This window comes from Bacillus hominis (genome assembly GCF_018332515.1).
GTDB lineage: Bacteria > Bacillota > Bacilli > Bacillales > Bacillaceae_G > Bacillus_A > Bacillus_A hominis.
Genome location: NZ_BOQD01000439.1, coordinates 1 through 274, shown reverse-complemented (window position 1 = coordinate 274; position 274 = coordinate 1). Strand labels below are relative to the sequence as shown.

The window sequence follows — 274 nt, the reverse complement described above, 5'->3', positions numbered from 1 at the left end:
GAACGGTAGTAGCAGTGGGGCGAAATAAAGAAGGAGAATGCAATGTAAGTGGCTGGCATGATATTGTTGCGGTCGCAGCGGGTAATGTTCATATGGCGACTAACACGGGTAATGCTCATACAATCGGTCTAAAATCTGACAGTACTGTGACAGCAGTGGGCTGGAATAAGCATGATCAATGTGATGTAAACGAATGGCATAATATTGAATCAGTTGCGGCGGGGTGGCGCCGTACCATTGGCCTTAAATCAGATGGAACGGTAGTAGCAGTGGG

At 47.4% G+C, this 274-nt stretch carries 1 pseudogene; it reads left to right on the top strand.

Annotated elements, in window-relative coordinates:
* Window positions 1–274, top strand: a pseudogene (locus KI356_RS26155) (chromosome condensation regulator); the annotation flags it as partial.